This window comes from Streptomyces sp. Y7, assembly GCF_043195415.1.
In the GTDB taxonomy this organism is placed as follows: domain Bacteria; phylum Actinomycetota; class Actinomycetes; order Streptomycetales; family Streptomycetaceae; genus Streptomyces.
In genome coordinates this window covers 1-23,389 of record NZ_JBIDDQ010000013.1, presented here as the reverse complement: position 1 = coordinate 23,389, position 23,389 = coordinate 1, and the positions used below count along the sequence as shown (strand labels likewise).

Annotated in this window: 22 protein-coding genes and 7 tRNA genes; 10 read left to right on the top strand and 19 right to left on the bottom strand. The window is 70.6% G+C overall.

Translation table 11 applies throughout. The annotated features are described in order from the left end of the window. Positions 1–10: 10 nt before the first annotated feature. The 3 genes from thrS to ACGFW6_RS27715 all read right to left on the bottom strand — a co-directional run bounded on the left by thrS (position 11) and on the right by ACGFW6_RS27715 (position 4,002). Entirely contained in the window at positions 11–1,987 is a 1,977-nt protein-coding gene (gene thrS, locus ACGFW6_RS27725; protein WP_393515341.1) for a threonine--tRNA ligase, read from the bottom strand. A 222-nt stretch (positions 1,988–2,209) separates the two neighbouring features. Continuing rightward, positions 2,210–3,439 (bottom strand): hypothetical protein, encoded by a 1,230-nt coding sequence (locus ACGFW6_RS27720; RefSeq protein WP_393515338.1) that lies wholly within the window; start codon positions 3,437–3,439, stop codon positions 2,210–2,212. Further along, the gene (locus ACGFW6_RS27715) at positions 3,436–4,002 is read right to left on the bottom strand and encodes a DUF4365 domain-containing protein (RefSeq protein ID WP_126390191.1); all 567 of its coding nucleotides are present in this window, start codon (positions 4,000–4,002) and stop codon (positions 3,436–3,438) included. Before ACGFW6_RS27715 ends, ACGFW6_RS27720 begins: the two co-directional genes overlap by 4 nt. 168 nt (positions 4,003–4,170) lie before the next feature. Between ACGFW6_RS27715 and ACGFW6_RS27710 the strand changes: the two genes are divergently transcribed. Next, the gene (locus tag ACGFW6_RS27710) at positions 4,171–4,896 is read left to right on the top strand and encodes a 3'-5' exonuclease (RefSeq protein ID WP_393515335.1); all 726 of its coding nucleotides are present in this window, start codon (positions 4,171–4,173) and stop codon (positions 4,894–4,896) included. A gap of 64 nt (positions 4,897–4,960) precedes the next feature. On the opposite strand, the gene ACGFW6_RS27705 is transcribed toward ACGFW6_RS27710, so the two are convergent. Together ACGFW6_RS27705 and ACGFW6_RS27700 are read right to left on the bottom strand one after the other, a co-directional pair. Next, a tRNA-Val gene (locus ACGFW6_RS27705) sits at positions 4,961–5,032 on the bottom strand. A 39-nt stretch (positions 5,033–5,071) separates the two neighbouring features. Further along, entirely contained in the window at positions 5,072–5,530 is a 459-nt protein-coding gene (locus ACGFW6_RS27700) for an SRPBCC family protein (protein WP_393515332.1), read from the bottom strand. A gap of 100 nt (positions 5,531–5,630) precedes the next feature. Between ACGFW6_RS27700 and ACGFW6_RS27695 the strand changes: the two genes are divergently transcribed. Then, on the top strand, positions 5,631–8,189 hold the full coding sequence (locus ACGFW6_RS27695; RefSeq protein WP_393515330.1) for an SCO7613 C-terminal domain-containing membrane protein: 2,559 nt from the start codon (positions 5,631–5,633) through the stop codon (positions 8,187–8,189). Between the two features lie 68 nt (positions 8,190–8,257). Here the strand turns inward: ACGFW6_RS27695 and ACGFW6_RS27690 are convergent, their stop codons facing one another. From ACGFW6_RS27690 to ACGFW6_RS27660, 7 genes are all read right to left on the bottom strand, one after another. After that, positions 8,258–10,993 carry a Tat pathway signal sequence domain protein gene (locus tag ACGFW6_RS27690; protein WP_393515327.1) on the bottom strand — a complete coding sequence of 912 codons (2,736 nt, stop codon included), beginning with the start codon at positions 10,991–10,993 and terminating at the stop codon, positions 8,258–8,260. Positions 10,994–11,158: 165 nt separating this feature from the next. Next, positions 11,159–11,758 (bottom strand): hypothetical protein, encoded by a 600-nt coding sequence (locus tag ACGFW6_RS27685; RefSeq protein ID WP_393515324.1) that lies wholly within the window; start codon positions 11,756–11,758, stop codon positions 11,159–11,161. Between the two features lie 10 nt (positions 11,759–11,768). Continuing rightward, the gene (locus ACGFW6_RS27680; protein WP_393515321.1) at positions 11,769–12,647 is read right to left on the bottom strand and encodes a carbohydrate ABC transporter permease; all 879 of its coding nucleotides are present in this window, start codon (positions 12,645–12,647) and stop codon (positions 11,769–11,771) included. Further along, entirely contained in the window at positions 12,644–13,645 is a 1,002-nt protein-coding gene (locus ACGFW6_RS27675; RefSeq protein ID WP_393515318.1) for a carbohydrate ABC transporter permease, read from the bottom strand. The genes ACGFW6_RS27680 and ACGFW6_RS27675 overlap by 4 nt, the downstream gene beginning before the upstream one ends. Further along, positions 13,645–14,970: an ABC transporter substrate-binding protein gene (locus tag ACGFW6_RS27670; RefSeq protein WP_393515315.1), complete on the bottom strand. Its 1,326-nt coding sequence runs from the start codon at positions 14,968–14,970 to the stop codon at positions 13,645–13,647. Before ACGFW6_RS27670 ends, ACGFW6_RS27675 begins: the two co-directional genes overlap by 1 nt. A 335-nt stretch (positions 14,971–15,305) precedes the next feature. Continuing rightward, positions 15,306–15,377, bottom strand: a tRNA-Val gene (locus tag ACGFW6_RS27665). 88 nt (positions 15,378–15,465) lie between these two features. Beyond that, positions 15,466–15,924 carry a TIGR02611 family protein gene (locus ACGFW6_RS27660; RefSeq protein ID WP_393515312.1) on the bottom strand — a complete coding sequence of 153 codons (459 nt, stop codon included), beginning with the start codon at positions 15,922–15,924 and terminating at the stop codon, positions 15,466–15,468. A gap of 191 nt (positions 15,925–16,115) precedes the next feature. Between ACGFW6_RS27660 and ACGFW6_RS27655 the strand changes: the two genes are divergently transcribed. Next, a complete protein-coding gene (locus tag ACGFW6_RS27655) occupies positions 16,116–16,529 on the top strand; it encodes an SsgA family sporulation/cell division regulator (protein ID WP_004002642.1) in 414 nt (137 codons plus the stop codon). A gap of 319 nt (positions 16,530–16,848) precedes the next feature. Continuing rightward, positions 16,849–17,409 (top strand): CGNR zinc finger domain-containing protein, encoded by a 561-nt coding sequence (locus ACGFW6_RS27650; protein WP_393515309.1) that lies wholly within the window; start codon positions 16,849–16,851, stop codon positions 17,407–17,409. A gap of 71 nt (positions 17,410–17,480) precedes the next feature. Here the strand turns inward: ACGFW6_RS27650 and ACGFW6_RS27645 are convergent, their stop codons facing one another. After that, a complete protein-coding gene (locus ACGFW6_RS27645; RefSeq protein ID WP_163017197.1) occupies positions 17,481–17,633 on the bottom strand; it encodes a hypothetical protein in 153 nt (50 codons plus the stop codon). Positions 17,634–17,786: 153 nt separating this feature from the next. After that, positions 17,787–18,230 (bottom strand): hypothetical protein, encoded by a 444-nt coding sequence (locus ACGFW6_RS27640; RefSeq protein ID WP_393515306.1) that lies wholly within the window; start codon positions 18,228–18,230, stop codon positions 17,787–17,789. A gap of 237 nt (positions 18,231–18,467) precedes the next feature. On the opposite strand from ACGFW6_RS27640, the gene ACGFW6_RS27635 reads away from it, so the two are divergent. Beyond that, on the top strand, positions 18,468–18,989 hold the full coding sequence (locus tag ACGFW6_RS27635) for a DsbA family protein (protein ID WP_393515303.1): 522 nt from the start codon (positions 18,468–18,470) through the stop codon (positions 18,987–18,989). Between the two features lie 59 nt (positions 18,990–19,048). On the opposite strand, the gene ACGFW6_RS27630 is transcribed toward ACGFW6_RS27635, so the two are convergent. From ACGFW6_RS27630 to ACGFW6_RS27620, 3 genes are read right to left on the bottom strand one after another with little or no spacing between them, the layout of a single operon-like run. Continuing rightward, positions 19,049–19,873: a GNAT family N-acetyltransferase gene (locus ACGFW6_RS27630; RefSeq protein WP_393515300.1), complete on the bottom strand. Its 825-nt coding sequence runs from the start codon at positions 19,871–19,873 to the stop codon at positions 19,049–19,051. A gap of 51 nt (positions 19,874–19,924) precedes the next feature. Further along, positions 19,925–20,746 carry an aminotransferase class IV gene (locus ACGFW6_RS27625; protein ID WP_393515297.1) on the bottom strand — a complete coding sequence of 274 codons (822 nt, stop codon included), beginning with the start codon at positions 20,744–20,746 and terminating at the stop codon, positions 19,925–19,927. Next, positions 20,743–21,789 (bottom strand): chorismate-binding protein, encoded by a 1,047-nt coding sequence (locus tag ACGFW6_RS27620; RefSeq protein WP_393515294.1) that lies wholly within the window; start codon positions 21,787–21,789, stop codon positions 20,743–20,745. Before ACGFW6_RS27620 ends, ACGFW6_RS27625 begins: the two co-directional genes overlap by 4 nt. Positions 21,790–21,967: 178 nt before the next feature. Here ACGFW6_RS27620 and ACGFW6_RS27615 point away from each other — a divergent pair. The 5 genes from ACGFW6_RS27615 (at position 21,968) to ACGFW6_RS27595 (ending at position 22,437) form a co-directional block, all read left to right on the top strand. Continuing rightward, a tRNA-Gly gene (locus ACGFW6_RS27615) sits at positions 21,968–22,040 on the top strand. A 38-nt stretch (positions 22,041–22,078) separates the two neighbouring features. After that, positions 22,079–22,152 (top strand) — tRNA-Cys (locus ACGFW6_RS27610). Between the two features lies 1 nt (position 22,153). Continuing rightward, positions 22,154–22,225 (top strand) — tRNA-Val (locus ACGFW6_RS27605). A 34-nt stretch (positions 22,226–22,259) separates the two neighbouring features. Continuing rightward, a tRNA-Val gene (locus tag ACGFW6_RS27600) sits at positions 22,260–22,331 on the top strand. Positions 22,332–22,365: 34 nt separating this feature from the next. Next, a tRNA-Val gene (locus tag ACGFW6_RS27595) sits at positions 22,366–22,437 on the top strand. 51 nt (positions 22,438–22,488) lie between these two features. On the opposite strand, the gene ACGFW6_RS27590 is transcribed toward ACGFW6_RS27595, so the two are convergent. Together ACGFW6_RS27590 and ACGFW6_RS27585 are read right to left on the bottom strand one after the other, a co-directional pair. Beyond that, positions 22,489–22,782: a zf-TFIIB domain-containing protein gene (locus ACGFW6_RS27590; RefSeq protein WP_380863328.1), complete on the bottom strand. Its 294-nt coding sequence runs from the start codon at positions 22,780–22,782 to the stop codon at positions 22,489–22,491. Positions 22,783–22,862: 80 nt separating this feature from the next. Next, the coding region (locus ACGFW6_RS27585) for a phosphotransferase family protein (protein WP_393515291.1) at positions 22,863–23,389 on the bottom strand (527 nt) is incomplete at its 5' end.

Sequence of the window (23,389 nt, the reverse complement as noted above, 5' to 3'; positions counted from 1 at the left end):
GTCGGCCGGATCAGACCTGCGCCCGCTCCTCGACGATCTGCGCGATCTTCGCGAGGGCGTCTTCGAACGGGATGCCGTTCTCCTGCGAGCCGTCGCGGTAGCGGAAGGACACGGCGTTGTTGGCCATGTCCTCGTCGCCCGCGATGACCATGAAGGGCACCTTCTGCTTCTGGGCGTTGCGGATCTTCTTCTGCATACGGTCCGAGGAGGAGTCGACCTCGACCCGCAGGCCCTTCTTCTTGGCGGCCGCGGCGAACTTCTCCAGGTAGTCCACGTGCCCGTCGCCGATCGGGATGCCGATCGCCTGGACCGGGGCCAGCCACGCCGGGAAGGCGCCCGCGTAGTGCTCCAGGAGGACGGCGAAGAACCGCTCGATGGAACCGAACAGCGCGCGGTGGATCATGACCGGGCGCTGCTTGGAGCCGTCCGCGGAGGTGTACTCCAGGTCGAAACGCTCCGGCAGGTTGAAGTCGAGCTGGATGGTCGACATCTGCCAGGTCCGGCCGATGGCGTCCTTCGTCTGGACGGAGATCTTCGGACCGTAGAAGGCGGCGCCGCCCGGGTCCGGGACCAGGGGCAGGCCCTGCTTCTCGGCGACCTGGCGGAGCGTCTCCGTGGCCTCCTCCCAGACCTCGTCGGAGCCGACGAACTTCTCCGGGTCCTTGGTGGAAAGCTCCAGGTAGAAGTCGGTGAGGCCGTAGTCGCGCAGCAGGCCGAGGACGAAGGTGAGCGTCTTGTCGAGCTCCTCCGACATCTGCTCGCGGGTGCAGTAGATGTGCGCGTCGTCCTGCGTGAAGCCACGCGCGCGCGTCAGGCCGTGCACGACGCCCGACTTCTCGTACCGGTACACGGTGCCGAACTCGAACAGACGCAGCGGCAGTTCGCGGTAGGAGCGGCCGCGCGCGTCGAAGATCAGGTTGTGCATCGGGCAGTTCATGGGCTTGAGGTAGTAGTCCACGCCCTCGTCGAGCTGCATGGGCGGGTACATGCCGTCTGCGTACCAGTCCAGGTGCCCGGACGTCTCGAAGAGCTTCCCCTTCGTGGCGTGCGGGGTGTAGACGAACTCGTAGCCCTCCTCCTCGTGCCGGCGGCGCGAGTAGTCCTCCATGACCCGGCGGATGATGCCGCCCTTGGGGTGGAAGACGGCGAGGCCGGAGCCGATCTGCTCCGGGATGGAGAAGAGGTCGAGTTCGTTGCCCAGCTTGCGGTGGTCGCGCTTCTCGGCCTCGGCGAGGAAGTCCAGGTACGCCTTCAGCTCGTCCTTGGACGGCCAGGCGGTGCCGTAGATGCGCTGGAGCATCGGGTTCTTCTCGCTGCCGCGCCAGTAGGCGGCCGCGTTGCGCATCAGCTTGAACGCCGGGATCGCGCGGGTCGACGGCAGGTGGGGACCGCGGCAGAGGTCCTTCCAGCACAGGTCGCCGGTCTTCGCGTCGAGGTTGTCGTAGATCGTCAGCTCACCTGCGCCGACCTCGACGTCCGCGCCGTCGTCGGAGGACGCGGAGCCCTTGAGGCCGATCAGCTCCAGCTTGTAGGGCTCGGCGGCGAGCTCCTCGCGGGCGGCCTCGTCGGTGACGACGCGGCGGGCGAACTTCTGCCCGCGCTTCTGGATCTCCTGCATCTTCTTCTCGATGGCCTTGAGATCCTCGGGCGTGAACGGCTTCTCGACGTCGAAGTCGTAGTAGAAGCCGTCCTTGACGGGCGGGCCGATGCCCAGCTTGGCCTCGGGGAACAGCTCCTGCACGGCCTGCGCCATCACGTGCGCGGTGGAGTGGCGGAGGATGTTCAGGCCGTCCTCGGAGGAGATCTCGACGCCCTCGACCTCCTCGCCGTCGGCGAGCACGTACGACAGGTCCTTGAGCTCGCCGCCCACGCGCGCGGCGATGATCGAGCGCTCGCCGGCGAAGAGGTCGGCGGCCGTAGTGCCCGTCGTCACCACGCGTTCTTCCCGCTCGGAATCGCGTTGGATGATCACACGGACGTCTGACACCGGTCTCTCCTGACTGAAGGTGGGGTGCGGCGCCATACCAGGAGCGCGCGCATTACGCGATCGTACCGACCTCGGAGGGCCGACCGCGAAACGGTCACGTCAGCGCTCCGCAGGGAGAGCCGGGCTGGTCGGCGGATCGTCTGCGGCTTCGTCGTGGCTGGTCGCGCAGTTTTCGCACCCCTCAGTGCGCTGCCCGCCCCCGCGTCGAACAGCTCACGCCCTTCAATCCCCCGCGTCCTCTCCGCCGCACGCCTCCTCGAAGAAGTCCAGATCCTCCTGGAGCGACTTCATCAGCCGGTCCCGCTCGGCCTCGTCCACCTGGACCGGTACGACGCCGGAGGCGTCGGTGATCTTGCGGAAGCCGCCGCGGCTCTCCAGGCGACCGTGCACTCGCACGGGGAGACCGACGAGGTGGGCGTGGCCGGCTATGCGGTACGCCTCCTCATCCAGGGTGAGCCGGACGTGCGGCACCTCGGCGCCCGCGATGACGCGCAGACGTACGGTGCCCTCCCCGCGCGGCCCGGAGCGGCGCATGCGTACGACGGCGCCCGTGATCCTGACCGGTACGGACGGCTCCTCACGCAGATAGCGGGCCCCGGCCTCGCGCAGCACGGGCAGGTCGCCCGGCGAGAACTCGACGGGCTCGACGCCGGCCGCGCAGTCCGCGGGCACCCCGGCCGCGGGTGACCAGTCGACGGCGATACGGGCGCCCTCGGTGCCGCGCACCAGCACCACCAGCGCTTCCGTGAGCTCCCGGCTGACGCCCGCCTCCACGGCACCGTCGAAGGCGTCCATGCCGCCGGTGGCCCGCTGGTAGTCGATGGCCTCGCGGGCGGCGTAGAGGGCCTGGTGGAGTCGGACGGCGAGCGGGCGTCCCGCGCCGACCGGCACGAAGGCGGCGAGGTGGTGGCCGCCGGCGCCGGAGCCGACGAGGACGCTCTCCAGCATCGCGGCGGCGGAGCGGCGGTGCCGGGCGCCGTAGTAGCCGGCACGCGCGCGCGTGGCGAGCGCGGCGGCGAGGAGCATCTGGCGGGCCGCGGTGCGCAGTTCCTCCTCGACCGTCCAGGGCGCGGCCCCGGCCGGTCCGCTCGGCGCGTCCCGCCACCAGCGCACCTCGTCGCTGGGCACGGCGAGTCCGACGAGCACCTCACGGGCGGAGGGCATGCCGCTGCGGGACAGCGCGACGAGCGCCTCGCCGAGCAGGTCGTCGCTGTCGGGGAAGGCGCGGGACTCGGGCACGAGCAGGCTGGTGCCGTTGCCGCCGGGTCCGGGCGGGGTCCAGCGGCCGTAGCGTCCCGCCGCTCCCCCGCGCCGCTGCCAGCCGTGCCGGTGCAGCAGGGCGCTGAGGACGGCGGGGTCGACGTCGCCGGGCTCGGGGGGACGTTCCCAGGACGCGTCGACCGGGTGCGGCCTCGCTGGTCGTACCGGCTCCTCCAGGGGGCGATGCGTCATGGTTTACCTCCCGTCCCGACCCGCGTCATGATCTCGCAGAGCGCCCGGTCGTCGAAGATGCGTGAGGTCGGTATCCGCACGGTGGTGCGGCGCCGCCCGGTGATCGGGTGTCCCGCCAGGTTGACCCAGTAGCAGCAGTGCCGCAGGTCGAGCCGGTCGTGGCCGGCGCGCAGCCACTGCTCCTGCGACCGCGGGACGATCATCACGACCAGGATCTTGTGCACCGAGACCGGGGTACGGGCGAGCTTCGCCAGATGGTCGTTGTCGAGCGTGAAGGAGAAGAAGCGGCCGGGCGGATTGGGTGCGAGCTGGTAGGTGGCCTTGAGCTGCACCTTGATGGTGACCTCGTCGTCCACCGTGTGACCCGGCGCGCTGTGGCTGACGTGCCAGTCGATGCCGTTGTCCGGAAAGGGCTGGGACAGCGAGCAGCCGGACGCCGCCGCGACGGCGTGCAGATAGCCCACCTGCAAGGTCTCCATGCAGGCGGTAGTGGCGAGTGAACCGCGATGGGGGCCCGTACGTTCGGGCAGCAGCCCGCCCCGCTCGGGCTGCGCTATCGCCATGACCAACAGCCTTCCACGCAAGGTGAATCCCCGTACCGGGCCGCTGAACTGCAAAGACCCGCACTCCTGTTGTGTCCTTCCGGCGTACGCCGCAAACGGCCCGGGTATCACCAAACGGGCAGAAGACGGTACGTCAGCTGCCGTGGGTGAACGAGGGGTTGTGTAGGTATGGCGTGCTGGTATGAGGGCCCGCTGGCGGCATTCGACACGGAGACAACAGGCGTGGACGTCGAGACCGACCGGATCGTCTCGGCGGCCGTCGTCGTCCAGGACGCCCCGGGCGCCCGGCCGAGGATGACCCGGTGGCTGGTGAACCCGGGCGTGCCGGTGCCGGAGGCGGCGACGGCGGTGCACGGACTGACGGATGAGCATCTTCAGCGCAACGGCCGCTGGCCGGCGCCGGTGATGCAGGAGATAGCCGGGGAACTGGCGGCGCAGGCCGCGGTGAACCGGCCGATCGTGGTGATGAACGCACCGTTCGATCTGACACTGCTGGACCGCGAGTTGCGCCGCCATCGGGCGTCGTCCCTGGACCGCTGGTTCGAGGCGACGCCGATGCTGGTGCTCGACCCGCGCGTCCTCGACAAACACCTGGACCGCTACCGCAAGGGCCGCCGCACGCTGACGGACCTGTGCGCGCACTACGGCGTCACGCTGGACGGCGCGCACGAGGCGGCGGCCGACGCACTGGCCTCGCTGGAGGTGGTACGGGCCGTGGGACGGCGTTTCGCTGCCCGGCTGGAGCGCCTGTCCCCCGCCGAACTGCACACGCTCCAGGCGGTGTGGCACGCGGCACAGGCACGCGGCCTGCAGGCGTGGTTCGCCCGCAGCGGCAGCGAGGAGGCGGTGGACCCGGCGTGGCCACTGCGCCCGGACCTGCCGGCGGCGGCATGAGGAAGGAAGGTCCGCCACCACACGAAAAAAGCCGGTCCGCCACGGCGGACCGGCCTCTTCCCGGTGGGCGATACTGGGTTCGAACCAGTGACCTCTTCGGTGTGAACGAAGCGCTCTCCCACTGAGCTAATCGCCCGGGAACGCACTGAACAATACAGGTCCCCGCGCGTTTCCTTCAAACCGCTTGCCGACCACCGGCCAGGTAGCCCGTCAGTCCGCGCCGTCCGGAGCGCATCATCAGCCAGTGGTTGGCACGGAAGACAGGCCGCCCGGGTACCGCGAGCCGCCGCAGCAGCGGCTTGTTCACGTCGACGACCTGCTCGTAGCGGGCCAGACTACCGCCGCCGCGCGCGGTGACGGTCCAGCGGGCCCAGCCGTCGATGTCCCCGCTCATGGCGATCTCCAGCACCCCGGCGGACCGGTCCCGGAGCACCTCGCGTGCGGTGAACGTCATGGCGTACGGCAGGAGGGAGCGGATCGTGATCACGCCGCTGGTGTCGTCGATCCGGGTCACCTCGCGCACCTGGGGCCACCAGCGCGGGTAGTCCTCGGCCTGCTGCAGCGCGTCGTAGACGGCCGCCGGCGGCGCGGGCAGGGCCCACAGGCTGAGGAAGCGGTAGTGGCTCCAGTCCATGAGCCGAGTCTGCCCCCGTCAGGTGGTTTCCGCCGCATCTGAGTACGTACTGAGTACGCACACTCATGCCCTGCGGCGTGACGCGGACCACACTCCTGCCATGACGCACTTTCCGCCCCCGGCCGAGGAGTTGCGGCTCCTCGACCTCGAGCTGCGCCAACTGGACTCCCGCCGGGCCCAGTTGCTGCACCGCCGAGCCTGGCTGGTCACCGCGCTGCAAGCGGCGGCGCCCCGTTCCGCCCCGGCGCCTCTCGCCCCGCCCCGGCCCGAGGCCTCGGCGCCCCGGGTCCAGAACGTCCTGCTGGTGCTGGGCGGTGTCCTCCTCACGATCGCCGCGATGGCGTTCACGCTGGTCAGCTGGGGGCACATGGGGATCGCCGGGCGGGCTCTGGTGCTCGGCGCGGTCACGGTGGCGGTGCTCGCCGCGCCGGTGCCGCTGCTGAAGCGCGGGCTGCGGTCGACGGCCGAGTCGGTGGCGGGCCTCGGGCTCGCCCTGACGGTGCTGGACGCCTACGCACTGCACGAGGTGGGCCTGGCGGACGTGGACGCCACCGGCTACCTCGCGGCCGCTTCGGCGGTGCTGGCGGCCCTGTGGACGGCCTACGGTCTGCTGCCGCGCACCTCGGAGCTGCGTCTGCCCCTGCCCGCCGCCCTGCTCGTCGCCCAACTCCCGCTCACCCTGGGGGCGGTGGCGGCCGACGCGAGCCTCTTCGCGATCACGGCCGCCGTGCTGGTGACGGCCGGGCTCGACGCGGGTGTGGCGCTCCGGGTGCCCGCCGGCTCCGTACGGATCACCGCGATGACCGGTGCGTACGGCATGGGCGCCTGGGGCGTGTGGGCCGCCGGCTGGCTGTCCTGGACGGCCACCGGCCCGAGCGCCGCCGCCCGTGCGGCGGCGCTCCTCCTCTTCGCCGCGGGCATCGCGGTCACCGCGGCGTGGCGGGAGGTCGCCGCCAAGCAGGCGCTCGGCCTGTCCGTCGCCGCCGGTCTCCTCGTCGTCGCCGCGTTCGGCGGCAGCGCCCGCTCCGTGCTGCCTGAGGCGTGGACGGTTCCCGCGTATGTGGCGTGCGGGATCGCCCTGCTGGCGGCGGTGCGGGTGGACCGGCTGCCGCGGGTGGTGCGCGACGGGCTCACCCGGGCCTCCGCCGCCGTACAGGGCCTCGCCCTGCTGTGGACGCTGCCGCTGGTGGGGATCGCGCTGGTGGGTCCGGTCGCCTGGGCGGAGCAGGTGTGGTCCGGAGCTCCGATCGACATGCGGCAGGCGGTGACGGTCGACGCGCCGTGGCCGCCTCACGCGGTGACGGTACCCGTGGTCCTGGTGATGGTGGCCGCCGTGCTGCTCGTCGTGGCACGCGACACCGTGTGGCGGACCCGTGCCCTGACCGGCGCGCTGGTGCCCGCGTGGGCGACGGCTCTGGTCCTTCCCGCGGTACTCGAAGTCCCTTACCCCGTGGGCCTGGTGACGCTCACGATCACGACGGCCGGAGCGCTCGCGGGTGCGGCGTGGATACGACCGTCCGAGCGGCCGGGGACCGAGAACGAGCCGTCGTCGACCTCCGCGCAGACGTCCACGTCGGCCCCGGCCGAAGGAGCCGCTCCCGTCACCCGGGAACCCGCCGCGGCCCTCTCCGAACAACCCGCGGCAGGGCCCCCGACCACGGAAGCGCCGGGGGCAGCCACGGGCACCACGATCGGCGTCCCCGCCCCCCGCGCGACCGCCACCGTCCTCGCCCTGCTCACCTCATTCCCCCTCGCCTTCCTCGCGCTGACGACCGAGGCCGCGACCCTCACCGTGTCGGCCGCGCTGACGGCGCTGTTCGCGGCGGCCTCCTGGAAGGCGCACCTGGCTCCGGTCACGGCTCCGGCCGGGCTCGCGTTCGCCGCCGCACTCTGCTGCGCGGCGGGGGCCGCGGCCGGCTGGCAGCCGCAGTACGTGGCCCTGCTGGTCCTGGCGGTCCCGGTGGCCGCGGCCCTGCTCGCGGCACGGCTCGGTGACGCGCGGGCGACGGTACCGGTCGAGGTGACGGGCGCCCTCGCCGCGCTGCTCGCCGTCGCGCTGGCCGCGGCACCGGCGGACCTGCCGATGCTGGCCCTGGTGCTGGCGCTGTGCGGTGTGATCGCCGCCGGTACGGCCGTCCGCCCGGAACGCCGGTCCGTGGCCTACGCCTCCGCCGCGCTGTTCGTCCTGGCCACGTGGGTGCGCCTGGCGGCCTGGGACGTCGGCACGCCGGAGGCGTACACCCTGCCGGTCACCGTCCCGGCCCTGCTGGTCGGCGCCCTGCGCAGGCGCCGCGTTGCGCAGACCTCGTCCTGGACGGCGTACGGCCCCGGCCTCGCCGCCACCCTCGTGCCGAGCCTCCTCGCGGCCTGGGGCGACCCGCAGTGGACGCGGCCCCTGCTGCTGGGTCTCGCGGCCCTGGCCATCACCCTGCTCGGCGCCCGCCACCACCTCCAGGCACCGCTGCTGCTCGGCGGCGCGGTCCTGGCCCTGGACGCCCTGCACGAACTCGCCCCGTACATCGCCCAGGTGACCGACGCCCTCCCCCGCTGGGTACCGCCGGCTCTGGCCGGCCTCCTCCTGCTGGCCATCGGAGCGACGTACGAGCAACGCCTCAGGGACGCCCGCAAGATGCGGGAATTCTTGACCAACATGCACTGAAACGCCCCTGAAGGGGGCGCGGGGAACTGCGCGACCAGCCACAGCGGTCCGCAGTTCCCCACGAACCGTCACGGCATCCTGTCCCCGAGCAGCGCCAGGTTCTCGATGGCGGCAAGCCCGTACAGCGCCGTGTCATTCGTCGACACCCAAGCGGCCTCACTACCCGGTACCAAGGCGGTCGGCCCACTCAGCGCCTCCGTCTTCCAGGGCGCCGACTCCTTGTACCCGTCGGAGTTGTAGAACTTCTCCCACGCGCGGGCGGCCAGCTTCGCGTCCCCCGTCCGCACGGCCGCGTACGCGTCCAGCCGCGAGTGCCCCTGGAACAGCAGCAGCGACCCGAAGTTCGACCCGTACCGCGCCGCCTGCTCCGCCTTGGTGGCGTTGAAGTACCGGCAGTAGTCGAAGTACGCCTCGTTGAACGCCGGCATGTCGACGAGGTCGATCAGCTCGGCGCACAGTTCGTTGAGCCCGAAGACGGCGGACAGGTGCGAGACCCCGACCACCGGCTCCGGGGCGATCGCGAACCTGCCGGTGTCGAGGTCGTACAGCCCGCTGCCCTGCACGAACCCGTTCGGCTGCGCGGCGATGGTCTCCATCGTCGACAGCACCCGCGCCTTTGCCTTCTCCCACTTGGGCCCCTTGCGCTCCCACTCCGTCAGCCACGCCGAGACGAGCCCGCTCCAGTCCGTGCCGAAGCCGATCGACAGCGCGTGCCGGTCGGGCGTGTACGGCTCGGTGCGGATCTTGCGGATCGGGTCCAGGACGAGGAACGTCTCGTCGGAGTCGACGTTGGCGTGCATGAGGTCGCCGACCCGCTCGTCCGCGGTGAGGAAGTAGTAGTAGCGGCGGTACGTCGTGTTGGCGATCCGCTGCTGCTTGGCGCTGTCGGCGTAGTGCTGGACGCCGTGCCGGGTGCCGAGGCCGGCCCACTCGCCGAGGTGGTAGACGTCGACCTCGCCGGTGTGCCGGGTCATCGCCTCGGCGAAGCGGAAGATGTCGGCGCGGCCGGAGCGCAGATACGCGAACCAGAGCCAGAGGTCGGGCGAGAGTTCGGAGTTGTCCCAGGCGTAGCCGCCGATGTCGTACCGCCACTGGTGTCTGACGGTGTCGTAGGTGTGCATGATGTCGCCGTAGTCCCAGAACCCGTACCAACGGCGCTGCTCCACCTGGTCCTTGTAGTAGGTGAAGAGGAAGTCGAGGTGGTCCTCGATCTTCGCCTTGGCGGGTGTGGAGCGGTCCGGCTCGGAGTACAGCCCCGGCCCGAAGACCTTGGCCTTGATGAGCTGCGCGGGCGGTGCGGCGAGCTGCGGCAGCACGCGGACGGCCTCTATCTGGCGGGCCAGGGTCTCCGGTGCAGGCGTCGACTCGTTGGCCCAGAACAGCAGCTCCGACGTACGGGCGATGCCGTACGGCGTCCCGAACTCCGGCTCGTAGTCCTCGTAGGTGATGTTGAGCCCTTCGAGCTGCTCGGGGTAGGTGTCCTGGCCCATGCCGTCGTGGTAGAAGCGCAGGTCCATGGGCTGGGCCTCGGGCGACCAGAGCCACATGGTGACCTCGGCCGCGTCGGTGTGGGCGTCGCGGATGTCGAGCTGGGCGGGGTACTTCTCCCAGAAGTCCCGCAGCCCGAGCGAGAGTCCGCCGCCGACACCGCCGACGTAGGCGAACCCCGAGGCGCGCCGCCCGCCGCCGGCTCCGATCCAGCCGTGGCCCTTCTTGGTGCGCTTGCGCAGGGTGAAGCCGTCGGCGGAGAGCTGGGAGAGGGTGTAGTCGCCCCACTCGGGGATGTACTGGAGGCGGGTCGTGACGCGCTGGTCCCAGGTGGCCGGGTCGGGCAGCTTCTCCCCCGCGAACTGCGCCGCCTGTACGGCGGCCCCGGGGTCGCGGCGCAGTCCGGTGATGCCCTTGACGGCCTCGCGGAGCAGGCCGGTGCCCTCGCCGCCGATGCGGATGTGCCGGTCGTAGGACTGGTCCCGCATGGGCACCGTGAAGCGGACGCCGATGCCGCGGATGAAGTCGCCGCTCGCCCGGCCCGGCTCCTGCGTGCCGTCGTAGGTGATGGTGTGCACCATGCGGAAGGAGTCGGCGCCCGCGTAGAAGTAGAGCCGGATGGAGAAGGGGAGCCAGCTGCGGCTGCCCCTGCGGTGCTTGCCGTCGATGCGGACGACCGCGCGGACCGGCCCGTCCTGTTCGACGGTGACCTCGGAGATCGCCCCCTCGAAGCGTTCGGTCCTGACCGCGCCCTGGTCCTCGTCCTCGATCTCGGGCTGCCGGATCAGCACGAGCCGTCCGTTCCTGGCGATCTCCGTGGAGCCGCGGGTGACCGACTTGACGAGGGTCGCGCCCGACTTGCCGATCCGCACGGTGATGACTCCGGTCGAGACGTCGATGGTCCCGCCGCTCCTGTCGACGGTGACCTTCTTGGCAGGGGCGGCGGGCTCCCCCGCGGTGAGGGTGAGCCTGCCGTCGCCCGAACCGACCGCGTGCGCCGTCCACTTGAGGGAGCCGTCGGGCCAGTGGGCGATCGGCCACGACTGCACGGGGACGGCCTTGCCGTCGGCGTCCGTCAGGGCGAACGTCTGGTCCTCCTGGTACGCGCCCTTCGGCCAGGGGACGCCGACGGTGGAGCCGGGCGCGGCGCCGAGGCCGCCGTCCTCCAGCCAGTCCAGGGTCACGGGCTCCGCTTCGGCGGCCTCGGCCACGGGCGCGGCCTGCGCGTCCTTCGCTCCTAGTGCCCAGCTGAACTGTGCGGCTGCTCCGGCGACCGCGGCCGCCTTGAGAAGGGACCTGCGGGGGATGGGGGACATGGCCTTTCCTTTCCGTGCGCGTGCAGGGGATGGTCAGGGGCATGACAGAGAGAGGTGCGGCGCCCCGGGCGCCGACCTTGCGAACGGGCACCGCCCGTCAGCGGCACCGACTTCCTGCGGGCGCGGCCGTTCCGCACTGCCGGCTTCGTGCGGGGGCACGGCCTTTCAGCGGTGCCGGTACCGCTCCTCCACGGCGACGGCCGCCGCCACGACGGCCCCGAGCACCGGGGCCGCGAGCGGCGCGGCGAACCAGGCGGAGGCGGCCACGACGGCCAGCCCGCCGATGATGAGGAAGGACCCGGCGGGGTCGAGCACGGTACGGCGCCCGCCCCCCGTGAGCAGCGCCCACCAGCCGGCGTCCGGCGTCCAGCGGGCCGCCGCCCGCAGCAGGGCCACGACGGCGACGAGCAACGCGAACAGCCCGATCGCCCCGACGAGCGGCCCACCGGGAATCCCGGCCCGCGCGGCCTGGACGTCCACCCGGACCGCGGCGGCCACGGCCCACCCGGCGAGCCCGACGACCCAGCCGCGGCGCACCGCCACCCGGAAGTCGGCGACGAACTCCCGAAGCCCCCCGCTCTCGTGCGCGATCCTGCGGTGCAGATGCCGGGCCCCGGCGGCGAGCGCGGCCGGATAGGTCACCACTCCGAGGCAGGCCACGGCGATCCACACCCCGGTGAGCAGGCATTCGGCGAACAGGGCGAACCGCTCGGCGAACACGGACTCCCCGCCTGCCGTACGTGCCTTGGTGCGTGCTCGGGCCATCGTGACCGCCTCAGCCCTTCAGTCCGGAGGTCGCCATGCCGTCGATCAGATACCGCTGGAAGGCCAGGAAGAAGGCGAGGACCGGCAGGAGGGCGACCAGCGACATGGCGATCATGCCGCCGTAGTTCGCGAGCCCTTCCTGGTCGACGAACATCTTCAGGCCGAGGGAGACGGTGTACTTGTCGGGCTCGTTGAGGTAGATCAGCGGGCCCATGAAGTCGTTCCAGGCGTTGATGAAGGTGAAGATCGCGCTGGTGATGAGGGCCGGCCGGCACAGCGGCAGCATGATCGACCAGTAGATCCTGAAGTGCCCGCAGCCGTCGAGGCGGGCCGCCTCGTCGAGCTCCTTGGGCAGATTGCGCATGAACTGCACCATCAGGAAGACGAAGAACGCCTCGGTGGCGAGGTACTTCCCCAGCAGCAGCGGGGTGTACGTGTTGATCATCTCCATGTTGCGGAACAGCACGTACTGCGGGATGAGCAGTACGTGGTACGGCAGCAGGAGCGTGCCGATCATCAGCGTGAACAGCAGATTCCGGCCCGCGAACCTGATCCTCGCGAAGGCGTAGGCGGTCAGCGAGCAGGACGCCACGATCCCGATCACCGAGCCGACCGCGAGGAACAGCGAGTTGAAGAAGAAGGTGGAGATGGAGATGTCGGCGATGCCGTCGGCGAGGCTCGTGTAGTTGGACAGCACCGGGTCCCCCGGCAACAGATCCAGGCTGCCGACGATGTCCTCGCTCTTCTTGAAGGAGCCGCCGACGACCCAGATCACCGGGTAGAGGATCACCGCGAGGATCAGCAGGGACCCGATGTGCCAGGCGGCGGAGCCGGGCAGCCTGCGGCGCAGTGCCCCGGCCCGCGAGGTCGACAGTTCGGTGGTGCTCATCGGGCGCCCTCCTCGTAGTGCACCCAGCGCTTCTGGGACCAGAACAGCACCGCCGTGACCAGGGCGACCGCGACGAGCAGCATCCAGGCCATGGCGGAGGCCAGGCCCATACGGCTGTTCTCGAAGCCCTGGACGTAGAGGTAGCAGGTGTAGACCATCGAGCCGTCGGCCGGACCGCAGGCGTTGCCCCCCGCGCCGCCGCCGACGATGTACGCCGAGCTGAAGATCTGGAAGGAGTGGATGGTCTCCAGCAGGACATTGAAGAAGAGGACGGGGGAGATCATCGGCAGCGTGATGTTCCAGAAGCGGCGGAACTTGCCGGCCCCGTCCACCTCGGCCGCCTCGTAGAGCTCGCGCGGAACCTGCTTGAGGCCGGCGAGGAAGATGACCATCGGGGCGCCGAACTGCCAGACGGTGAGCGCCACCAGGCTGTAGATGATCAGGTCCGGGTCACCGGTCCAGCCGCCGACGTCGATCCCGAAGATCTTCTGCGTACGGTCGACGATCGCGTCGTCCGAGAAGATCGCCTTCCAGACGATCGCGACGGAGACGCTCGCGCCGATCAGCGAGGGGGCGTAGAAGGCGGCACGGTAGAAGGCCTGGCCGCGTCGCTTCTGCGCGAGGAGCAGGGCCACGCCGAGCGCCGCGAGCAGCTTCAGGGGCGTGCCGACGACGACGTACCAGAGCGTGACCTGCACCGAGTGGCGCCAGCGGGGATCGCCGAACATCTCGGAGAAGTTGTCGAGTCCGATCCACTTGGGCGCGTCGAAGAGGTTGTAGTCGGTGAAGGCGAAGTAGAGCGAGGCGATCATCGGGCCGGCGGTGAGCAGCAGGAACCCGGCGATCCACGGGGACATGAAGAGGTAGCCGGCCAGGTTCTCCCGGCGGACCCGCCGCTTGAGGGCGGCGGGTCGCTCGGGCTTCACCGGTCCGTGCCGCGGCTCGGAGTCCTTGGTCAGGTCCTCCGTCGCAGGGGCGTGTGTCACGGTCATCCCCATCAGACGACGAGAGCCGTCTTCGACTCGGTGAAGAACTGCTTGACGGCCTCGTCGACCGAGCGCTTGCCGAGCGCGAGCTCCTCGGCGATGCGCAGGAACGCGGCCTCGCAGATGTCCGCGCCGTTCGGGTGCGGGGTGATCGGCTCCAGGACTCCCGCCTCGACGAGGGAGGTCTCGTAGGCGGCGATCCCCTTGTTGACCTCGTCCGTCGGCTGGAACGCGTCGAACTGGGCCTGTGTGGCGGGCACACCCCGGTCGTAGCCCATGATCTTGGCGACCTCGGGCTCGTGCACCATGAAGTCGATGAACTGGGCGACCTCCTTCGGGTGCTCGGTGCGCTTGGAGGCGCTGAGCATCAGGGAGCCGAGGTACTGGCCGGTCTTCTTGCCGTCCGTCGTCGGGATGGGCGCGAGGCCGTACTCGCTCTTGCCCTCGGAGGTGTAGCGGACGGTGAAGTTGTCCCAGGTGAACTCGCCACCGGCGAGCTCTGCGGAGACGGCCGACTTGGGCTTGATCTGGGCGACCTTCTTGGCGTCGGCATAGACGCCCTCCTCGACGCCCTTCTCGGCCTTGGTCCACCAGTCCGTCAGATCCGTCTCGGTGAACCCGAGTCCGTCCTCGGTGAAGAACGCCTTGCCGTTCTGGCGGAGGTAGAGGTCGTAGAGGTACATCACCCCGTACATGCCGCTGTCGCCCGCGCGGCCGGTCCGGTCGCGGATCCGCTTCATCGCCGCGTCGAAGTCGTCCCAGGTCCAGCCCTGTTCCGGCTTGACGCCCGCCTTGGTGTAGACGGGCTTGTCGATGACCAGGGCCATGGAGTTGGAGCCGACCGGGACACCGAGGAGCTTGCCGTCGATCTCACCGAACTTGTCCAGGCCCGCGCGGAAGCCGTCCATGGACAGGTTGCCGGCCTCGACCTGCTCACCGAGATCGAGCAGCACATTCTTCGCGTCGTATTTGCGCAGGAATCCAATCGCATTCTGGAACACGTCCGGCGGATTCCCCCCGGAGGCCTGGGTGTTGAACTTCTTCCAGAAGTCGGTGTACGGCTGAAAGTCCGTCTTGACCTTGATCTTCGGGTACTTCTTCTCGAAGAGCGCGATGGTCTTGTTGATCCGCTCGGCACGGTCCTCGGCACCCCACCATGCGTAACGGATCGTCACCGTTCCGTCGGCGGAGGCACCCCCGTCGCCCCCGCACGCCGTGGTCGAGGCGAGCCCGATCGTGGCGGCCGTGGCACCGGCCGCCTTCAGGATCGTGCGCCTGTCGACATTCCTGTTGGTTCCCACAGTCGGGCCTCCCCGCAGCGTCGTTGCCGCCTGCATGAATCGTTTCAAGTAAGCGCTTGCTGGCACAAGTTACGGAGGGCCCCGGGGTGCGTCAATGATTCGGACAGGAATTTCTTGCGGGCCGGGCCGCCCAGTTGACGGCGCGTGAGGTCGGACCGGTCCGACCCACGAGGCGATGCCGCAGGTGAGGGGGCGTGCGGTCGGCGGGCCGAACGGGGCGGGGTGGCGCGGGCGCACGGCCGCCGGCCAACGGGCCGCGCGACCCCCGACGAGTCGCGGGACGGGCGTCGGCGGGCGCGGGCCCCCGGGACCACGACGCGAGAACGCCGACGGCCCGTCTGCACTCTCGCAGACGGGCCGTCGGTTCCGGGTGGGCGATACTGGGTTCGAACCAGTGACCTCTTCGGTGTGAACGAAGCGCTCTCCCACTGAGCTAATCGCCCGGACGCAGGAAGAACATTACCCCATGTCAGGGGGTGCGGGTGACCAGCGCGAACGCGCACCGGCCGACCGACGCACCCCCCTCGCGGATCACTGGTCCTTGATCTTCCAGGGCATGACGAAGCCGAACTTCCAGAGGTAGAACGCGAGTATCGCGCCCACGATGACGAGGCCGATCGTCGTCAGGATGATGTTGCGGCGCCGCACCTTCGGGTCGAGGGCACGCTGGGCCGCCTCGGTGACCTTGCGCTTGGTCCAGCGCAGCACCAGCTGGGCCCAGACGAACTCGGTCGCCCAGACGGCCATGCCGGCGAAGATGATCACCCAGCCCGGGCCCGGCAACGGCAGCAGGATGATGCCGGCGACGACTATCGCCAGGCCGATCACGAACACGCCCACTTGCCAGCTCAGATGCAGCGCTCTACGCGCCTTGATGAACTCCGGCGCTCGCGACCCGAGCCCCTGCTCGCTGTCGTCCTTCACACCATCCACTTCTGTCTCGTCCGCAGCCATGGCAACATCGCCCGGCTCGTTACTCCCCGTATTCATACGGCCAAACCCTACCGGACCGAAACCAGTCACCGGAATGGGCGTACCTCGCGAACAGGTTCTCGGCCGGAAGAGTTACGTAAAGACACGCAAAACACTCAGAGGGGTTTACAACGGCACCGTAGGTGGCATGTCGATTTCGCCGACGTGCGAATCCCCGAGCGCACACTGAGCGAAAGGCCCTGGCGCTTATGAACACCACGGTCAGCTGCGAGCTGCACCTGCGCCTCGTTGTGTCGAGCGAGTCCTCCCTGCCTGTCCCCGCAGGCCTGCGGTACGACACGGCCGACCCCTACGCCGTGCACGCCACCTTCCACACCGGAGCTGAAGAGACCGTCGAGTGGGTGTTCGCCCGTGACCTCCTCGCGGAGGGGCTGCATCGGCCCACCGGCACCGGCGACGTCCGCGTCTGGCCGTCGCGCAGTCATGGTCAGGGCGTCGTCTGCATCGCCCTGAGCTCTCCGGAGGGCGAGGCGCTGCTGGAGGCGCCCGCGCGAGCTCTGGAGTCGTTCCTGAAGCGGACGGATGCCGCCGTGCCTCCCGGCACGGAACATCGGCATTTCGACCTCGATCAGGAGCTGTCCCACATCCTGGCGGAGAGTTAGGGCGAGGTCCCCCACAAGCCGCCCGGCGCCGTCGACTCGGGGAGACGGCTCGGGCCAAGACAACCGCATACGGCACGCAGCAGCGCCGTCTCCGCATCGCGGGGGCGGCGCTGGTGTGCGTGTGGGTGAGGGGGCTCGCGGGGCGGGAGAGGCGCCTGAGGCGGGACGGGTGCGCCCGCGCGGGAACCGTCGGCGCCGCTGTGGCGTTGTAATCGGAACAGCCGCGCACGGGCGCGGCCCGGGTAGGGGTTCCGTGAGCCACTACCATCGGCCAGCATCGGCGGGCACCCCGCCCGACCACCAGGCCAGGGAGCGAAACGTGCTGATCACCCATGACACCCGGTGTGCGCTCGATGCCGTGGTGGATCTGGTGAACACCGTGCCGGAGGACGACGAGGCGTCGGACGGACTGGCGGATGTCGCCGCTCTAGGAGATTTCGTACGAAAGCACGAAATCAGCGATGTCGGGGTGCTGTCGGAGTTCGATCTGTCGGCGGTGCGCAAGGTCCGCGGACGGTTCGCCGCGATCTTCGCGGCTCCGGACGCCCGGACCGCCGCGGGCCTGATCAACGAACTGGTCGCCGCCGCGGGCACCACCCCTCGGCTCACCGACCACGACGGCTACGACTGGCATGTGCACTACTTCGCCCCCGGCGCCTCCGTCGCCGACCATCTCGCGGCGGACTGCGGCATGGCGCTGGCGTTCTTCGTGGTGGCGGGCGAGGAGGAGCGGCTGCGGCGCTGCGAGGCGCCCGACTGCCGGCACGCCTTCGTCGATCTCTCCCGCAACCGGTCGCGCAGGTACTGCGACAGCCGGACCTGCGGAAACCGTCTGCATGTGGCCGCCTACCGAGCGCGTCGCAAGGAAGCGGCCGGCTGAACGGTCCGCCCGGCACGACAGGTGTGTCGACGCGGACCCCGGCGGGTGGCGCCGGGGGCCGCGGGTACGGCTCAGAGCAGCAGCAGATCGTGCAGCGCAGCCATGAGCAGCAGACACCCGATCACCGCAAGGAAGATCATCAGCGGTGGCTGGGAAAGGGCGAAGAGGCACCCGCGAGGCTCGTCCTGAGACGGTGTGGCCTCGCTCTGTGTCGTGTCCAGCATCTCGCGGCGATGATGACGCAAGTCCCCGTCATCACGCGATCAACACGCCCGGAATGAGCGGGAGTTCGCTGGATTCCGTGATGTCCGCTTCGAGTCGTGATCATTTACGGACGCGGCGCGACCCACTGTGTCGTTTCAGCCCTGACGCAGCGGTCAGATGCCGTGCTTCTTGAGGATGGCCTCGATGTCGCTGAAGTCCTCCCCGCTCTCCGCCTTGGGCGCGGTCGCGGGCCGGGTCGACTGACGGGAGCCCGCGCCCAGCGAGGGCGCCGAGGCCGTGGGGGCCACCGCGTCGCGCCGCGCGGCGGCGCGGGCCTCCTTGCGTTCCTTGCGGGTGCCGCCGCGGCGGCGTTCCACCGCCCGGGTGGTCGCGAAGAGCATCCAGGACACCCCGAGGACTCCGAAGCCCGCCCAGGCCGTCGGGCTGAAGGCGGTGTCCGCCAGCCACTCGACGACTCCGGTCATCACCAGGCCGAGGGGCACCAGCGAGTACGCGGCGATGCGCGTGGCTGCGAGGAAACGCTTGCGGTACGCCGTGACCGCCGCGATGCCCAGGCCGGCCGCGGCGACGGCTGAACAGACGGTCTCGGCAATCATCCGGGCCTCCAGGCAGGCTGGGTCGGGACAGGGCACTTCGTCCCTTCCATCCTGCACCGTCCCGCCCCCGCCCGGCCATGCCTCGGCCCGACATCAGGGACATCTCCGGGTCGCCTCCTTCGCAGGTGCCGGTCGTGTCGCGGCCTCCGGGCCGGCCCCGGCCGGAGCCCCAGGTCGGATTGGCCGGAGGCCCAGGTCGGATTGGGTCGTCCGGGCGAGGGCTGGGAGACTGGGGCCATGAGCGACTCCTCCCCCGACCGCCCCGCCGCCCCCGTCCTCGACGTCTGGTGCGAGCTGCAGTGCCCCGACTGCCGCAGCGCCCTGGACGATCTCCGCGCCCTGCGCGCCCGCTACGGCGACCGGCTGGAGCTGCGCCTGCGGCACTTCCCGCTGGAGAAGCACAAGCACGCCTTCGCCGCCGCGCAGGCCGCCGAGGAGGCGCTGGAGCAGGGGAAGGGCTGGGAGTACGTCGAGGCCGTGCTCGGCCGGGTCGAGGAGCTGGACCGTGAGGGGGAACCCTTCCTGGTCGAGGCGGCCCGGGAACTCGGTCTGGACGCCGAGGAGTTCGACACCGCGCTGATCGACGGCCGGCACATCCTGATCGTCGACGCCGACCAGGCCGAGGGCAAGGCGATCGGCGTGACCGGCACACCGACCTACGTGATCGACGGCGAGCGCCTGGACGGCGGCAAGAGCCAGCAAGGCCTGCGCGCCCGCATCGAGGAGATCGCGGACCGCCTGCTGGCGGAGGGGGCGTAGCGCTGAGCGGGAGGCCCCCGCCCTCGGGAGTTTCGCCGCCGGCGAGCCCTCGGCTCGGGCTAGAGCAGATCCTTGCCCAGGTTGTAGGCGGTCGTCTCGTAGCCGAGGGACTCGTAGAGCCGCTCCGCCGGGGCGTTGCCGGCGAAGACGTGCAGACCGACGCGGTCCTTGCCGCCGGCGGCGGCCTGTTGTTCGGCCAGCAGCATCAGGGCACGTCCGTGCCCTTGGCCGCGAAAGCGCGGGTCGGCCTCGACATCGAGCACGTACGCGGTGTCGGGCCACAGGCCCAGCCACAGCCTGCCGACCGGGCTCCCCTCGTGCTCCAGCACGCTGATCAGCGTGTTCTCGGTGGCGAGCCCGTCCGGCAGGAACCTCTTGTGCCCGTCGTCCGCCTTCTTGCGGGCGTCGGCGGGCGGCACCCCGCTCGCGATCAGGCTGCGCGCGAACTCCTCGCGCTCATAGGCCAGCCAGGGGCCGAACTCGGCCTCGGTCATGGCCCGGGGCACGCTGCCCACGGGAAGTTCGGGCGGTGTGCCGTTCAGCCGCTTCGTCATGTTGCGGCTGCGCACGACGTACCCGAGGGTCGTGGCGAGCCGGAGCGCTCCGTCGGCGCCGCCGGGCACGGACGCCTCGACACGCTTGCAGCCCCAGCCGCGCAGTACCTCCTCGGCGGCGAGGGCGGCCACCGTGGCACGGCCGCGCCTGCGGTCCGGCTCCTCGATGCGCAGTTCGGAGACGCAGGCCACGGTCGGGCCGTACTGGGCGTGCGTGGCGAGGCGTATCCCGCCGACGGGACGGCTGTTCACGCACACCTGGTAGCGGCGCGAGCGCGTCCCGTCCGCGTGGTGCTGAAGCGGCTCGGTCGGCCGCAGGGTCGTGGTCATCAGGGGTGTTCTACCCACCCCGGCGACGCGCGGCAGCCCATTTTCCGGACCTCAGGGGTCCAGGTCGTCGCCGGCCCGCTCCTCGAAGATCCGCATGGCCTTGGCGGTCACCGGGCCCGGCGCGCCCCGCAGTTCCCGGTCGTCGACACGGTGCACGGCCTGGACGTCCCGCAGCGTGGAGGTGAGGAAGACCTCCTCGGCCCGCTCCAGCACGTCCAGCGGCAGGTCGGTCTCCCTGGCCCCGGTCCACTCGACCGTGAGCGCGCGCGTGATGCCCGCGAGGCAGCCCGAGGCGACCGGCGGGGTGTGGATCTCGCCGTCCAGGACGACGAAGACGTTCGAGCCGGTGCCCTCGCAGAGTTGACCGACGGTGTTGGCGAACAGCGCTTCACTCGCGCCGTGTTCATGGGCGCGGGCGAGGGCGACGACGTTCTCGGCGTACGAGGTGGTCTTCAGGCCGGTCAGGGCGCCGCGTTCGTTGCGGGTCCAGGGGACGGTGATCACGGCCGTCGAGTCGGGCCGGCGGGAGGTCTCGCCGAGGGCGACGAGGAGGGTCGGGCCCTGGTCGCCGCGGTCCGAGCCGAGGGGGCCGTGGCCGCCGGTGTAGGTGATGCGCAGCCGGCCGAGCGGCATCGGGTTGGCCTCCAGGACGGCGGCGCAGGCGCGGCGGACCTCGTCGTGGTCGGGCTCGGGCAGACCCAGGCCGAGCGCCGAGCGGGTCAGCCGGTCGAGGTGCCGGGTCAGCGCGAACGGACGGCCGTCCACCGCCTTCACGGTCTCGAAGATGCCGTCGCCCACGGTCAGGCCGTGATCGAAGACGGAGACACGGGCGGACTCGATGTCCTGGAGCCCGCCGTCGAGCCAGATCCTCACGATTGCAGTCCCTCTCCACTCACCTCGTACGCACCCGACGCTACCGCGAGCAGCCGGGACGCCTTCAGCTCGGTCTCCCGCCACTCCCCCTCGGGATCCGATCCCCAGGTGATCCCGGCGCCGGTGCCGAACCGCAGCATGCCTTCGGCCCGGTCGATCCAGAACGTACGGATCCCCACGGCCAGCTCGCCGACACCCCGGTCGGCGTCGACCCATCCGATGCCGCCGCAGTACGGTCCGCGGGGCGCCGTCTCCAGCGCGTCGATGATCCGCAGGGCGCTCGACTTGGGGGCGCCGGTGACCGAGCCGGGCGGGAACGCGGCGTCGAGCAGCTCGGTCCAGCCGATGCCGGCCCGCAGCTCGCCGCGCACGGTGGACACCAGGTGCACCAGGCCCGGGTGCTTCTCCACGGCACACAGATCGGGGACGGTCACGGTCCCGGTGGCGCACACCCGGCCGATGTCGTTGCGCACCAGGTCCACGATCATCACGTTCTCGGCGAAGTCCTTCTCCAGCAGGTCCGCCTCGGTGCGCCCGGTGCCCTTGATCGGCCCGGACTCCACGACACGCCCGTCGCGCCGCAGGAAGAGTTCAGGGGAGGCGGTGGCTGCCTCGACCCCGTGCTCCGGCAGCCGGATCGTTCCTGCATACGGCGCCGGGTTGCCGCGGGCCAACAGGGCGGTCAGGGCGTCCACATCGGCGCCGGCCCCGATCGGCGCGCTCATCACCCGGCACAGGTTCGCCTGATAGACCTCGCCGGCCGCGATGTGCTCGCGAATACGCCGTACGCCCGCCGTGTACGCGGCGCGATCGAGCGACGACGTCCAGTCATCGACCGCGGGCCCCAGCCACTCCCCCGGCACCGGCGCGGGCACCGGCTCCTCGCGTACGTCGCGGAAGCGGGCGCAGGTCAGACCGCCCTCGAAGTCGGCGCAGACGGCCCAGAAACCAGTGGAGTCCAGGGCCGCGGGGTCACTGGTGACATCGAGGAGGCCGGTGGCGACGCGGTCGCCGAAGCGGGCGAGGGGAGGGAGGTCGAGCACGCAGTCGAGTCTATGGCCGGTGTCCTGCGGGTGACCTGGCCATGTCCCTTCGGGGAGCTCCCCCGGGTCCCTGAGCAGGCGCAGCGCAGCACGCTGCACAAACGCGTTTTTGTGCTGGCCCCGGAATCCGCTAGAGTTCAACACGTCGCCGGGCCGCGGGAGCGGAACGAAACGACAAGCGGACGTAGCTCAGTTGGTAGAGCGCAACCTTGCCAAGGTTGAGGTCGCGAGTTCGAGCCTCGTCGTCCGCTCGAAGGAACAGGGGATCATCCCGAACCCCTACACTCCTGGTGGAGTGGCCGAGAGGCGAGGCAACGGCCTGCAAAGCCGTCTACACGGGTTCAAATCCCGTCTCCACCTCCAAGGACGATTAGCTCAGCGGGAGAGCGCTTCCCTGACACGGAAGAGGTCACTGGTTCAATCCCAGTATCGTCCACTGGATCTTCGACAGATCATCGAAGGTCTGACCCGCGCGATTAGCTCAGCGGGAGAGCGCTTCCCTGACACGGAAGAGGTCACTGGTTCAATCCCAGTATCGCGCACGCAACACCCACGACCTGCGGGTTGTGGTCCCGCGGACGATTAGCTCAGCGGGAGAGCGCTTCCCTGACACGGAAGAGGTCACTGGTTCAATCCCAGTATCGTCCACACACCGAAGCCCCCGGTCGATGACCGGGGGCTTCGTCGTGCCGGTGCGGCTCAGCTGGAGAACAGCATGTGGCCGAAGCTCTTGTGCCGCTTGTGGCCGTAGTGACCGCCGTGGTGGCCACCGTGCGGGGCACCCCAGGCGGGGGCCTGCGGCGCGGCCGCCGGGTACGCCTGCGGGGCGGCCGGGGGCGGCGGTGCGGGCTGGGCGTACTGGGACTCCAGGCGGGTCAGCGCCTCCAGCTCGCCGTAGTCGAGAAAGATCCCGCGGCAGCCACTGCACTGCTCGATCTGGACACCATTGCGGTTGTACGTGTGCATCGGCGCATGGCATTTCGGACACTGCATGCTCGGCTCAACTCCTCGCCGGTCGGTCCTGCTTCGTGTATCGCCAGGACAGACTCTGTCCGGCTGCGGTCGGTTGCACCCTACTTCGCCTCTTCTCGGACCAACTCCGGGGGGACGGAAGCCATTCGGTCACAGGCGTCGACGAGAGCCTGCTCGATCTCGTCCGGGCGGCGTCCCTCGGCCGCCGCCTTCGTGATCGCGCGGGCGGCCGTCTGCACGGTGAGGGCGCGGGCGGGAACGTCCAGCGCGGGCCAGGGGTCGCCGTCGGCGGGCACGGCCGGGCCGCCGGCGGCCCGGTAGGCGGTCAGGAACCGGTGCCATTCGTCGGGCGGCAGCAGCCCGCACGCGAACCAGGCGGCCGGGCGGGCGAGGTCCCAGGCCGGCACGCCCACGCCGACGTCGTCGACGTCTATGAGCCGCCAGGCGCCGTCCCGGGCCGGATGCCGGACGAGCTGGCCGAGGTGGAGATCACCGTGGCAGAGGGTCGCCGTGTCGGGCTGGGGGGCCTCGTCACGAGCCCAGGCGGGGAGGGTGTCCCAGGCACGGAGGACGGGGGCGGCGAGGGAGGCGACGGTGGTTGCGTGGAGGGCGGGAGTGGTGGGGGTGG